Origin of the sequence: uncultured Porphyromonas sp. (assembly GCF_938046015.1) — a bacterium.
Taxonomy (GTDB): domain Bacteria; phylum Bacteroidota; class Bacteroidia; order Bacteroidales; family Porphyromonadaceae; genus Porphyromonas.
This window is the reverse complement of record NZ_CALIXW010000038.1, coordinates 35,447-47,776: the sequence shown is the minus strand read 5'-3', so window position 1 is coordinate 47,776 and position 12,330 is coordinate 35,447. Positions and strand designations below refer to the sequence as shown.

Annotated in this window: 11 protein-coding genes and 2 tRNA genes; 9 read left to right on the top strand and 4 right to left on the bottom strand. The window is 62.6% G+C overall.

Annotated elements, in window-relative coordinates; all coding sequences use genetic code 11:
* Positions 1–3 precede the first annotated feature (3 nt).
* A complete protein-coding gene (purN, locus tag Q0248_RS05010) occupies positions 4–582 on the bottom strand; it encodes a phosphoribosylglycinamide formyltransferase (protein ID WP_299320413.1) in 579 nt (192 codons plus the stop codon).
* Between the two features lie 172 nt (positions 583–754).
* Here purN and Q0248_RS05005 point away from each other — a divergent pair, with 172 nt between their 5' ends.
* The 9 genes from Q0248_RS05005 (at position 755) to Q0248_RS04965 (ending at position 11,080) form a co-directional block, all read left to right on the top strand.
* The gene (locus Q0248_RS05005; RefSeq protein ID WP_211788704.1) at positions 755–994 is read left to right on the top strand and encodes an acyl carrier protein; all 240 of its coding nucleotides are present in this window, start codon (positions 755–757) and stop codon (positions 992–994) included.
* A 27-nt stretch (positions 995–1,021) separates the two neighbouring features.
* Positions 1,022–2,278, top strand: coding sequence for a beta-ketoacyl-ACP synthase II (gene fabF, locus Q0248_RS05000; protein ID WP_211788705.1), 1,257 nt, complete (start codon positions 1,022–1,024; stop codon positions 2,276–2,278).
* A gap of 33 nt (positions 2,279–2,311) precedes the next feature.
* Positions 2,312–3,106 (top strand): ribonuclease III domain-containing protein, encoded by a 795-nt coding sequence (locus Q0248_RS04995; RefSeq protein ID WP_299320408.1) that lies wholly within the window; start codon positions 2,312–2,314, stop codon positions 3,104–3,106.
* A gap of 64 nt (positions 3,107–3,170) precedes the next feature.
* Positions 3,171–4,100 (top strand): DMT family transporter, encoded by a 930-nt coding sequence (locus Q0248_RS04990; RefSeq protein WP_299320406.1) that lies wholly within the window; start codon positions 3,171–3,173, stop codon positions 4,098–4,100.
* A gap of 361 nt (positions 4,101–4,461) precedes the next feature.
* Positions 4,462–5,478, top strand: coding sequence for an aspartate-semialdehyde dehydrogenase (locus tag Q0248_RS04985; protein ID WP_299320404.1), 1,017 nt, complete (start codon positions 4,462–4,464; stop codon positions 5,476–5,478).
* 15 nt (positions 5,479–5,493) lie between these two features.
* Entirely contained in the window at positions 5,494–6,336 is an 843-nt protein-coding gene (gene panC, locus Q0248_RS04980; RefSeq protein ID WP_299320403.1) for a pantoate--beta-alanine ligase, read from the top strand.
* A 20-nt stretch (positions 6,337–6,356) separates the two neighbouring features.
* Complete coding sequence (locus tag Q0248_RS04975; protein ID WP_299320401.1) at positions 6,357–7,940, top strand: family 10 glycosylhydrolase; 1,584 nt, start codon at positions 6,357–6,359, stop codon at positions 7,938–7,940.
* Positions 7,937–9,064, top strand: coding sequence for a radical SAM family heme chaperone HemW (gene hemW, locus Q0248_RS04970; protein WP_299320400.1), 1,128 nt, complete (start codon positions 7,937–7,939; stop codon positions 9,062–9,064). Before Q0248_RS04975 ends, hemW begins: the two co-directional genes overlap by 4 nt.
* A gap of 396 nt (positions 9,065–9,460) precedes the next feature.
* The gene (locus Q0248_RS04965) at positions 9,461–11,080 is read left to right on the top strand and encodes a glycogen/starch synthase (RefSeq protein ID WP_299320398.1); all 1,620 of its coding nucleotides are present in this window, start codon (positions 9,461–9,463) and stop codon (positions 11,078–11,080) included.
* Between the two features lie 551 nt (positions 11,081–11,631).
* Here Q0248_RS04965 and Q0248_RS04960 read toward each other — a convergent pair.
* The 3 genes from Q0248_RS04960 to ribH form a co-directional block, all read right to left on the bottom strand.
* A tRNA-Gly gene (locus tag Q0248_RS04960) sits at positions 11,632–11,704 on the bottom strand.
* A 19-nt stretch (positions 11,705–11,723) separates the two neighbouring features.
* Positions 11,724–11,806 (bottom strand) — tRNA-Tyr (locus Q0248_RS04955).
* 31 nt (positions 11,807–11,837) lie between these two features.
* The gene (gene ribH, locus Q0248_RS04950) at positions 11,838–12,329 is read right to left on the bottom strand and encodes a 6,7-dimethyl-8-ribityllumazine synthase (protein ID WP_299320397.1); all 492 of its coding nucleotides are present in this window, start codon (positions 12,327–12,329) and stop codon (positions 11,838–11,840) included.
* Between the last annotated feature and the right edge of the window lies 1 nt (position 12,330).

Here is a 12,330-nt window from a genome sequence, read left to right as displayed (position 1 = left end):
GGACTATTGCTCGTCCAGAAGGCGTAGGTATTGGGCTACGGCAGCAGGGTAGTAGCGGTGCTCCAGCTGGTGGATGCGTGCCGCCAGCGTCTCGGGGCTATCCCCAGGCAGCACTGGGCACTGGGCCTGTACCAGCGTCTGTCCGTGGTCGTAGTGATCGTCCACAAGGTGGATGGTGATGCCGCTGTAGGGGCGTCCCGCAGCCAGCACGGCCTCGTGGACATGATGCCCGTACATTCCCTTGCCGCCGAAGTCAGGCAGCAGCGCAGGGTGGATGTTGAGGATGCGCTGTGGGTAGGCCTGCAGCCAGGGCTCGGTGATGAGGACGAGGTAGCCCGCTAGGACGACGAGCTCGACGCCCAGCTCCGCCAGCAGCGCCAGGGGCTTGGAGCCCTCGCGCAGCTCTGCCGTAGGGAGGTAGTCGCAGCGCACGCCGAGGCGCCGAGCACGCTCGCGAACGCCTGCGTCGGGGCGATTGGTGAGCAGAAGCACGACCTCTGCCTCCCTGCTCTGGCGTAGGTAATGGATGATGGCCTCCGCGTTGGAGCCACTCCCTGAGGCGAGTATTGCTATTCGTTTCATATAAATTGCGTATCTTTGTGCACAAATGCGATGGATGTGTGCATGGACTACAGTCAGCGAGCTGACACCAGGGCCAGCACTCCAGCCCCCATCCCGAGGCACCATCCTTTGGTGGCAAAGGTACGGGAATGCACAGAAAGAAACTAACTCAATATTAAACAAGAACAGAATTATGTCACAGGAAATCCAGGACAAGGTAGTAGAAATCATCGTCGACAAGCTCAACTGCGAAGCTAGCGAAGTAACGCCCGAGGCAAACTTCTCCAGCGACCTCGGTGCAGACTCGCTCGACACCGTAGAGCTCATCATGGAGTTCGAGAAGGCCTTCGACATCCAGATCCCCGACCAGGACGCTCAGGGTATCAAGACCGTCGGTGACGCTGTCCAGTACATCGTCGCTAAGAAGGGCTAAAGCTACCTTAGCTAAGGAATTCGACTGATGGAACTCAAGAGAGTCGTCATCACGGGAATAGGCGCTATCTCACCCCTGGGCAATACCGCCCAGGAGACGTGGGAGGCCGTCGTAGCTGGCAAGAGCGGGGCTGCGCCCATCACGCTCTTCGATGCCTCTAAGTTCAAGACTACCTTCGCCTGCGAAGTCAAGGACTTCGACGTGGCCAAGTACATTGACCGCAAGGAGGCGCGCCGCTTAGACCGCTATGCTCAGTTTGCCATGGTGGCAGCCGAAGAGAGTATCGCCGATTCCAAGCTGGATATAGATAAGGTAAACAAGGATCGTGTAGGCGTGGTCATCGCCTCTGGTATCGGGGGGCTAGGTACCTTCGAGGAGGAGGTGCGTGGCTATGATGCCGAGGCTGGCCCTCGCTTCAATCCCTTCTTCATCCCCAAGATGATCTCGGATATCTCCGCCGGTCACGTGTCGATGAAGTACGGCTTCCACGGTCCCAACTACTCGACGGCCTCGGCCTGCGCTTCGTCTACCAACGCGCTGATCGACGCCTGCTACCTCATCCGCCTCGGGAAGGCTGATGTCATCATCGCGGGCGGTGCCGAGGCATCGATCTGCGCTGCTGGCGTCGGTGGCTTCAATGCCATGAACGCCCTCTCTACGCGCAATGACGATCCCCAGGGCGCCTCGCGTCCCTTCAGCGCTTCGCGCGATGGCTTCGTCATGGGCGAGGGGGCAGCCTGCCTCATCGTCGAGGAGCTGGAGCACGCCCTGGCTCGTGGCGCGCACATCTACGCCGAGCTCGTCGGTACGGGCCTCTCGGCTGACGCCTACCACCTGACGGCGACGCACCCCGATGGCCTTGGCGCCAAGCTGGTGATGCGCAACGCCCTCGAGGATGCTGGTCTCAGCCCCGAGGACATCGACTACATCAACGTCCACGGCACCTCGACGCCTGTCGGTGATATCTCCGAGAGCAAGGCGATCAAGGAGGTCTTCGGTGACGCTGCCTATAAGCTGAACATCAGCTCGACCAAGTCTATGACGGGGCACCTGCTAGGTGCAGCTGGCGCTATCGAGGCGGTCTTCGCCCTCAAGGCGGTCGAGGAGGACATCGTGCCTCCTACGATCAACCACGCGGACGATGACCTCGACCCCGAGATCGACTACAAGCTGAACTTCACCTTCGGTCAGGCACAGCGTCGCCCCGTGCGTGCTGCCCTATCGAATACCTTCGGCTTCGGCGGACACAATGCGAGCGTCATCTTTAAGAAGTACGTCAAGTAGTCCATACCCTAGCATTCCCTACGGATAGGAAGTATGATCCTAAGATTCCTCCGGGACAACCTCAAGAGGCTCCTTGGGCGCAGGCCCAAAGAGCCTCTTTCGCTACTCGTCGAACTCCTCGGCTTCGAGCCGCAGGATAGGGCGCTCTATGACCTAGCCTTCCGCCACAGCTCCATGAGCCGTACGGACGAGACGGGATTCAAGCTCAACAACGAGCGCCTAGAGTTCCTCGGCGACTCCGTCCTCGCCACCGCGATGAGCCACTACCTCTACCTCGAGCATCCCCACTGGGACGAGGGGGAGCTGAGTAAGCACCGCGGGGCGATGGTCAAGCGTGCCGTCAACAACGCTGTAGCCCTACGCATGGGCCTCGATCGCTTCCTGCAGATACGGCGCGACGTGCGTCAGGGCAGTAGTGACATCTATGGCAATACGCTGGAGGCGCTCATCGGGGCGATCTTCCTCGACAGGGGCTATCCACGTGCCGAGGCCTTCGTGCTGGAGCGCGTACTGCCCCTCTTCCTCGAGCTGGAGCGTAGCCTCATGGACCAGACGATGAACTATAAGTCCCTCCTGCTGGAGTGGACGCAGAAGCATCGACTGAGCCTCGACTTCCGCATGCTGCAGGAGCCGAAGCGCAGCGGTGTGCCCTTCGTCTGCGGGGTCTTCGTCGATGACAAGCGTATCGGCCTCGGGCGGGGTCTCAACAAGAAGGAGGCCCATCAGGACGCGGCGCACAAGGCGCTGCTGGCCCTCTGCCGCGCCGACGAGGCTGTCGCCCGCGAGCTCGGCATCAATCCCGCCCTCCTCGAGAGCTCCCAGAGCTAGGCACCCCGCGCGCCCTGGCCCCTCCCACGGCCAGCCAGTGGCTGCCGCTAGATAGCGCTACGAGATGAATCGATTCAAAGGCTTTTTCTTCGGGATGCTTGCCTCGGCGAGCTTCGGTCTGATCCCGCTCTTCACCCTGCCGATGATGCAGGAGGGGCTCCAGACGGATAGCATCCTCACCTACCGCATGTTCCTAGCCTCGGCACTGGTGGCGGTGCTGATGCTGCTGCGCGGGGTGAGCTTCGCCACGCGCTGGAGTGAGCTCCCGTGGTTCGCCTTCCTCGGTTTCTTCTACTACGGTTCGGCTACGCTGCTCTTTCAGGGCTACCACAGCATGAGCAGCGGGATGGCCACGACGCTGCACTTCCTCTACCCGATCGGCGTGACGCTGATCATGCGCCTGGTCTTCGGCCAGCGCACCTCGCCGTACACGATCCTGGCGATCGTGCTGGCCCTCTCGGGGGTAGCGCTGCTGAGCCTCAAGGGGGATGTCGGTATGGGGAGCTCGCCGCTGTCCTTCGTCCTGGTGCTGCTCTCGGGCTTCTCCTACGCGATTTATCTCGTGGCGATCAATAATGTCCAGCTGCTGCGTGCGATGGACAACCTCAAGCTGACGCTCTACTCCCTGCTCTTCGGCGGCATCTACTTCCTCGTCGATACGCTGCTCTCGGGTGGGCTGCAGCCGCTGCCCTCGACGGCGGCGCTCGGCAATCTCCTGCTGCTGGCGCTCGTCCCCACGCTCCTCTCCAACCTCTGCCTCGTGCGCGCCATCAAGAGCATAGGCTCGACGCTGACCTCCGTCCTCGGCGCTATGGAGCCGCTGACGGCCATCGTCATCGGCGTCCTCGTCCTCGGAGAGCAGGTCACGCCCGTGATGCTCACGGGCATGCTACTGATCGTCTCCGCCGTCACGATCATCGTCCTCTCGCCGCTGCTGGACCGCAATATCGCCGAGCGCCTACGTCGCTTTGCCCGCCGCAGCCCGAGGACTTAGTGCCTCAGCCACACATTGCGGGGCTTCCCCTTTATCTTTTGCTATCGAAGGGACGGATCAGTCCCAGCCTTCCCTATATATAGGCGAAGGGCTCCTGAGGGATGTCTGTCAGCGCGCTGAGGGACGTCCGTTACGCGCGTGAGGGCTATCAGTCAGCAGGCTGAGGGATAGTCCTCGGGAGGCTGGGATAAGGATCCCGCTGTGCTGCGCCTTCCAGCGTGCTGCACTGGGAGGATGACGCGCTCGCCCTGAGCGCCGTACCCCCGCTCCGATAAATCTAACTAACTTTGTAGTCCCGTAGCTAGGCGAGGCAGCCTGAGGCTATGGGACTATCCTTTTGTAGACTGACTGTAGTAGATCAATGAATATAGCCATCGTCGGAGTAAGTGGCGCCGTAGGGCAGGAGTTCCTCCGTGTCCTCGCCGAGCGCCCGATCAAGATCGACCGCCTCGAGCTCTTTGCCTCGGCACGTAGCGCAGGCAAGACTATTAGCTTCAAGGGCAAGGAGTACACCGTGCGCGAGCTGCGTCACGGCGACGACTTCGAGGGTATAGATATCGCCTTCGTCTCCGCTGGGGGCAGCGTCTCCCTAGAGTATGCCGAGACCATCACCAAGCACGGCGCGGTGATGATCGATAACTCCAGCGCCTTCCGCATGCAGGAGGACGTCCCCTTGGTCGTCCCCGAGGTCAATGGTGCCGACGCTCTGCTGCGCCCCCGAGGGATCATCGCCAACCCCAACTGTACGACCATACAGATGGTCGTCGCCCTCAACGCCATCGAGCAGCTCTCGCATATCGAGCGCGTCCACGTGGCGACCTATCAGGCCGCTAGCGGTGCTGGCGCGCGCGGGATGGCTGAGCTGGATGCTCAGACGAAGGCGCTGGCGGAGGGTCGTGAGCCCGAGGTATCGAAGTTCGCCTACCAGCTGGCCTACAACGTGATCCCACAGATCGATGTCTTCGGCCAAGACGACTACACCAAGGAGGAGCTGAAGATGTATCACGAGACGCGTAAGATCATGCACAGCGACATCGCTGTCAGCGCTACCTGCGTGCGTGTCCCCGTGTGCCGTGCCCATAGCGAGGCGATCTGGGTAGAGACGCGTGAGCGACTCGAGCTGGACGCCGTGCGCGAGGCCTTCCGTCGTGCCCCTGGCCTAGTACTACAGGATGATCCCGAGGATCAGGTCTATCCCATGCCGCTCTTCATCGCGGAGAAGGACCCCGTCTACGTAGGGCGTCTACGCCGTGATCTCAGCTCGGAGCGCGGCCTGACCTTCTGGTGCGTCGGGGATCAGATCAAGAAAGGTGCGGCCCTGAATGCCGTACAGATCGCCGAATACCTCATCCAGGCAGGCGACCTAGCGAAGAAGTAACCACTATCTACCATAATGAAGATTTATAAGGAGATCGAGGGACTGCAGTCCTTCGTAGCGGAGCAGCGCGCCGCAGGCAAGCGTATTGGCTTTGTCCCCACTATGGGAGCGCTACATGCTGGACACCTAAGCCTCGTCGCCCGTGCCCTCCAGAGCTGTGACCTATGTGTCGTCAGTGTCTTTGTCAATCCCACACAGTTCAACAATCCCCGCGACCTCGAGACCTACCCCCGCGACCTCGAGGCCGACGCTCGTCTGCTGGAGGCGGCTGGCGCTACGGCGCTCTTCGCCCCCGAGGTGACGACGATCTACCCCGAGCCCGATACGTGCGTCTTCGACGTCGGTGCGGTGGCTGAGGTCATGGAGGGCGCCTACCGCCCAGGGCACTTCAATGGGGTGATGCAGGTCGTCTCGCGCCTCTTCGACATCGTCCGCCCCGACTGTGCTTTCTTCGGCGAGAAGGACTTCCAGCAGATCGCCGTTATCCGCGCTATGGCTCGCCAGATCGCGAGCCCCGTGGAGATCATCGCTTGCCCTATCGTCCGCGAGGAGGATGGGCTGGCGCGTAGCAGCCGCAATCTGCTGCTCACCCCCGAGGGCCGCGCCGCTGCCCCCAGCATCTACCGTATCCTCAGCGAGAGCCGTAGCTGGGTCGGGACGCTGAGCCCCCAGGAGCTCATCGCCCGTGTGACCGAGGAGATCAACGCGGTGCCCACGCTGCGCGTCGAGTACTTCGACATCGTCGATACCGACAGTCTCCAGTCCATCCACAGCTGGGCCGATAGCCCCCGCCCGCATGGCTGCATCACCGTCTACTGCGGCGAGGTGCGCCTGATCGACAACATTGCCTACTATTAACCCTCTCCGTCCCTCTGCCTATGCCGACGAAGTATTATAGCCGTAGCCTCTCCGTGCTGAGCCTCCTCCTGCTGCTCAGCGCCTGTGGGGTACGCCGTCCCCAGCCCCAGCCCGTAGTCCCGCCCGTCAAGGTCGATACGACCTCCATCGAGCTCACCCCCTGGGTGCGCCCTACGGGGGACTCGATACGCCAGGAGATGCGCGGGGTGTGGCTGACCACCGTCTGGGGGCTCGACTGGCCTAAGGATAAGGCCGATACGCCCGACGGCATACGCCGGCAGAAGGAATCCCTATATCGTACGCTGCGCCGCCTCAAGGCTGACGGCTACAACACCGTCTTCCTGCAGGTGCGCCACAGCGGTACGACGCTCTACCGCTCGCCCTATGAGCCCGCCTCACCGGCTATCGCGGGCGAAGGCTTCTTCGAGGCTGGGTACGACCCACTGACCTACGCCGTCGAGGCCTGCCACCAGCTGGGGCTCGCCGTCCACGCCTGGATGGTGACCTATCCCCTGGTCTCACCCAAGCGCAGCCCCCATCCGCTGCTGCGTGATCATGCTGACTGGGCCATCGCCCACAAGGGCAGCTATCACCTCGACCCCGGGAACCCCGAGGTGCGCAGCTACGTGGCGCACCTGGCTACCGACCTAGCGCGGCGCTACGCCATCGACGGCGTGCACTTCGACTACTTCCGCTACCCAGAGGCCGCCGAGACCTTCAATGACCGCACGAGCTACGCGCGCTACGGCAGCAGCTTCCCTAGCAAGGCGGCCTGGCGCCGGGATAACCTCACCCGTCAGCTGCGTGAGGTACGCGACTCTCTGGCGAGCATCGGCTCGGACATCCAGGTCAGTGTCGCTCCGTTGGGCAAGCTGAAGATGATCCCCGACCTAGGCCGTAGCCACGGCTGGACGGCCTATGAGTCCGTCTATCAGGACCCCGAGACCTGGGGCCGCGAGGGGCTCGTGGACTTCGTCGTACCTATGATGTACTACCGCGGAGACCTCTATAGCCCCTTCCTGCAGGACTGGAAGGAGAAGGTCGCCCCCTATATCCCCGTCATCCCAGGCCTAGCGGCCTACCGTGTCGAGGAGAGCGGCTGGCCCAGCAGCGTCATCGCCGAGCAGATCGCCGAAGAGCGTGAGGTCGGGCTGGGTGGCGTCTGCTTCTTTCGCGAGCAGCATACCTCGAGCCGCTTCCCGCTGGTGCGTCAGGTCATCGAGGAGGCCTTTGCCTCCACGGCACTGCCGCTGGCCCTCAAGCGCGGCGAGGCTACGGCGCCCGCTGCTCCCGAGGGGCTGCACGCTGTCTTCGTGTCCAAGAAGGAGTTCAACCTCTCCTGGACGCTCCCCCGAGGCGCCTCCACGCGCGGTATCACCTACCGTCTCTGGGTGACGACGACCGACAGCCACGGCCGCCGCACGGCGACGCTGCTGGCCCAGGGGCTGCGTAGCCCCGAGTGCCGCCTGACGCTGGAGGACTTCGTCGGCGATGACTGCGCGGAGTTCGGCGTCGAGGCAGTCAATAGCTTCGGCGTGGCGACGCCCATCGCCCACGGGCTGGAGCTCAATCTAGCCGCCCTCAGACTGGAGCAGCAGCATTGAACCTCTACCTCCATATCCCTTTCTGCGCGAGCCGCTGCTCCTACTGCGACTTCTACAAGGAGACGAAGCAGGACGAGCGGCTCGCCTTCCTTCGTGCCCTAGAGACAGAGCTCAGTAGTCGCCGCTCGGAGCTGCCCGAGGGCGAGCTGGTGGAGCATATCTACCTCGGCGGCGGTACGCCCTCGCAGCTCAGCATCCCCGAGCTGGAGCGCCTCTTCGAAACCATCTGGCGCCACTATCCTATAGCTGAGGGTGGGGAGATCACCATCGAGTGCAACCCCGATGACGTGACGCCCGACTATGCCCGAGGGCTGGCGCAGCTGCCGACCAACCGCGTGAGCATGGGCGTGCAGAGCTTCCACGAGGCGGATCTGCGCTTCCTCAGCCGCCGCCATAGCGCCGAGCAGGTCACGGCGGCTGTCGACGCCCTACGCAGCGAAGGCCTCACGAACCTTAGCCTCGACCTTATCTACGGCCTGCCCCGACAGACGGAGGAGCTCTGGGAGGCCAATATCGCGCGCTTCCTCGAGCTCGACGTGCCGCACCTCTCCGCCTACCATCTGATCTACGAGGAGGGGACGGCGCTGATGCGCCTGCTGCAGGCGGGCAAGGTGCAGGCGGTGGACGAGGAGGCCAGCCTACGCTTCTTCGAGCTGCTCATCCAGCGCCTCAAGGCCGCGGGCTACGAGCACTACGAGATCTCCAATTTTGCTCGCCCTGGCTGCTATGCCCAGCACAATACGGGCTACTGGCAGGGCGTGCCCTACCTCGGCTTCGGCCCCTCGGCGCACACCTATGACGGGGAGCGTCGCCGTAGCTATAATGTCGCCTCGCTCCGCGACTATATCGCAGGTATGGAGCGCGGCGCGCGTGACTACGAGGAGGAGCTGCTGGGGGCGGAGGAGCTGCAGCACGAGTACATCCTCACGCGTATGCGTACCCAGTGGGGGATCGTCTATGCCGACTATGCCGAGCGCTTCGGCGCGCAGGCCCTTGAGGCGCTTCGGCGCGCTGCTGCCCCCTACCTCGCAGCTGGGCGCCTCACGGATGTCGGCGGCGTCCTGCGCCTCACCGAGCGCGGCGTCTTCGTCTCAGACGGCATCCTCGCCGACCTCTTCGTCTAAGCCCCAAGGGGGGCTGAGCTCTGCACGGCACTTCTTCCGCCCCCGCTTTTCCTTACTTCTCCTTCCCTTGATTTCCCCGTCCTATCTACCTCTCTAGGGGGTGGGGTAGAAGGCCTCCTTATGCCTTAGCCCAAGACGCATAAGTCCCTCCCGCCGCTGCCCCTTAGCCCTTAGCCTGCTGATGGATATCCCTCAGAGGCCTGACTGATAGCCCTCACGGCGCTCATGGACGTCCCTCAGGAGGCTGATGGATATCCCTCAGCTGTGTCCCGTACGAGGGTAGAGCAAGGACCTATAGCGCGTGGCGCGATCTCGCTGCGAGCGCTGGCGCGGTGTCGGATAATTGCGTACCTTTGGTCTAGAGCTCTGATCTATTCACTCTAACTACTTACGGCTATGCTACTCGAGACCAGTTGGGAGGTATGTAATAAGATGGGCGGTATCTACACCGTCCTAGCGTCACGTGCGGCCACCATGACGCGCCGTCATCCCCAGGACATCATCTTCGTAGGCCCACTCCTCGCCGCAGAGGGGGATACACTTCCGCTAGACTTCATCCCTACAGCCGTCCCTGAGCTGGCAGCTTGGCAGCGCGAGGCCTCGGCAGAGCTTGGGCTGCGCCTGGTCGTAGGGCGCTGGGCGGTAGCGGGCGAGCCCGCCGTCGTCCTCGTCGACTTCAAGCCCCTGTGGCAGGAGCAGGGTGAGCTCTACTTCGAGGCCTGGAAGGAATACGGCATCGAGGGGGATAAGGGCTATGGCGACTACGACGAGTCCTGCCTCTTCGCTGTGGCCGCTGCACGCGTCATGCAGAGCATCCTCGGCTACTACCAGCCCAAGCAGCAGATCGCGCTCTTCAACGAGTGGCAGACAGGGCTGGGACTCCTTTGGCTGCACCTGCACGCCCCTGAGGTTAAGACTATCTTCATCACCCACGCCACCACCGTGGGGCGCTCCATCGCGGGCAACTACAAGGAGCTCTACACCTATATGGATGCGTACCAGGGCGATCAGATGGCACGCGAACTGGGGGTAGAGGCCAAGCATACCCTCGAGAAGCGTGCCGCGCATACGGCCGACGTCTTCGCCACCGTGAGCCGCCTGACGGCCCGCGAGGCGAAGCAGCTGCTGGAGCGCGAGCCCGTAGTGCTGCCCAACGGCTTCCACGTCGGTGCCTCGCCGCTCAGCTCGAGCCTTGCTGCCAAGCGCCGTAAGGCTCGCCGCCTGCTCGCCGCCGTAGCGAGCAAGCTCTACGGTACGCCCATCGACGAGCGCGCCTACTTCATCTCCCTCGGCGGCCGCTACGAGTACCGCAACAAGGGGATAGACCTCTTCATCGAGTCCCTCTACCGCTTCGCCCAGCAGTACCAGGGCGAGCGCGAGATCGTCGCCTGCCTGCTCGTCCCCGCCTGGGAGGCTGGGCCACGTGCCGAGCTGCAGTACCTGCTCTCGCACCCCGAGGAACCCGCACAGCAGCCCCTGCAGCATCCCGAGCTGACACACTGGCTCTACAATACCGACCACGACCGCGCCGTGGCGCACATCCGCCACCGTGGGCTGGACCGCGCCGAGGGTAAGGTGAAGCTACTCTTCGTCCCCTGCTACCTCAATGGCATCGACGGCATCTTTGACCTTAGCTACTATGACCTGCTCGTGGGGATGGACCTCACCATCTACCCCAGCTACTACGAGCCTTGGGGCTATACGCCGCTGGAGAGCATCCGCTACGGCGTCCCGACGATCACGACGACGCTGGCGGGCTTCGGCCTCTGGGCAGAGGAGGAGCAGCAGACCAAGCCTTTCGCCGAGCTCAAGCACCAGCCCGTGCACATCGTGCCGCGTGACGACCGCAATGTCGATGAGGCCATCGGGCGTATCGCGGAGCTCATCGGCGAGCAGCTGGCTCTGACGCCCGACGAAGCGAAGGTACAGCGCCGCTCGGCCTACGAGCTGGCCAAGCGTGCCGACTGGGAGCTCTTCTACCGCCACTACGAGGACGCCTACCGCCTCCTCGGCTGAGGGCTCCCCGCCCTGTCGGCAAGCCTCCCTGCTTCCTTGGCTAAGGCCGCTCCGCTCTGTCAGCAAGCTCTCCCAACTTTATCGGTAAGTCTTTCCCGCTGTTTCTACTAGCCCTCTCAGCTTTTTCGGCTAGTCCTTTCAGCTCCTCCGACTTGTCCTCTCGACCCCACCTAAAAAGCTAGGGGGCACAGCACCATCGCGCTGTGCCCCCTGCTTTTTCTTGTCCTTCGGCTTGCCTTTCCCCCTCCCTCTGCTCCTCCGAAGTTAAAAGTGCCCCTCGCTCCGAATTAAAAGTGGGTGCTGTCGAGGTGGTGTGTAAGGAGCTGTGATACTATTGTTTAATGCTGCCTCAAATTAAAAGTGGGGTGTGGAGCGAATTAAAAGTCAGCTTTGTCGGAGCGGGGTGAGGCTACTCGTTTGGGCGTGGGGGAGGGCTGCTCGGATAAGGCTGGGCCTGAGCTCTGATGAAGGTGGAGGAGGAGTAAAAGTAAAGCGAGCACATCGGCTATCGATGTGCTCGCTTTGCTTAATCGCCTGTGGGAGCGCTCTAGAGCGGAAGACGGGGCTCAAACCCGCGACCCTTAGCTTGGAAGGCTAATGCTCTATCAACTGAGCTACTTCCGCAGTCCTTGCATTGGAGTAGTGGGCAGTGATGGATTCGAACCACCGAAGGCGTAAGCCAGCTGAGTTACAGTCAGCCCCATTTGGCCACTCTGGTAACTGCCCTTTCCGTTTGTTTGCAGTGCAAAGATACAGACTATTTTCCAATTACGCAAATAGGCCGGCACATCTTTAGCGCCGTCTCGGCAGCCTCCGCACCCTTATTGCCTAGCTTGCCGCCTGCTCGGTCCTCGGCCTGCGCCATGGTCTCCGTGGTCAGCACGCCGAAGATGACGGGCGCCGTGGAGGGCTTGGTCTCGGCATTGAGCAGCGCGAGACCCTGGGTCACGCCCTGACAGATGTAGTCGAAGTGGGGAGTATCCCCGCGCACGACGCAGCCAATGGCGATGATGGCATCGTAGCCCTCGGCCTTGAGGCGTGCCGAGGCATTGATGAGCTCGAAGGCTCCAGGGACGCGCATCGTGCAGATCTCGGCCGCACCCTGACGGCGGAGGACCTCGACGGCACCCAGATAGAGGGGCTCGGTGATGTTGCTATTCCACTCGGCGACGGCGATGGCCACGCGAAGCCCCTCGGCTGAGGGGACTTCGCTGTGGTAGCTCGCCTTGATATGGTCGATGGTAGACATG

Coding starts and splice junctions, on each gene's coding strand:
- Q0248_RS04965 (WP_299320398.1), top strand. CDS start 9,461: ATGCTACTCGAGACCAGTTGGGAGGTATGTAATAAGATGGGCGGTATC.
- ribH (WP_299320397.1), bottom strand. CDS start 12,329: ATGTCTACCATCGACCATATCAAGGCGAGCTACCACAGCGAAGTCCCC.
- Q0248_RS04975 (WP_299320401.1), top strand. CDS start 6,357: ATGCCGACGAAGTATTATAGCCGTAGCCTCTCCGTGCTGAGCCTCCTC.
- Q0248_RS04985 (WP_299320404.1), top strand. CDS start 4,462: ATGAATATAGCCATCGTCGGAGTAAGTGGCGCCGTAGGGCAGGAGTTC.
- Q0248_RS04995 (WP_299320408.1), top strand. CDS start 2,312: ATGATCCTAAGATTCCTCCGGGACAACCTCAAGAGGCTCCTTGGGCGC.
- Q0248_RS05005 (WP_211788704.1), top strand. CDS start 755: ATGTCACAGGAAATCCAGGACAAGGTAGTAGAAATCATCGTCGACAAG.
- panC (WP_299320403.1), top strand. CDS start 5,494: ATGAAGATTTATAAGGAGATCGAGGGACTGCAGTCCTTCGTAGCGGAG.
- purN (WP_299320413.1), bottom strand. CDS start 582: ATGAAACGAATAGCAATACTCGCCTCAGGGAGTGGCTCCAACGCGGAG.
- Q0248_RS04990 (WP_299320406.1), top strand. CDS start 3,171: ATGAATCGATTCAAAGGCTTTTTCTTCGGGATGCTTGCCTCGGCGAGC.
- fabF (WP_211788705.1), top strand. CDS start 1,022: ATGGAACTCAAGAGAGTCGTCATCACGGGAATAGGCGCTATCTCACCC.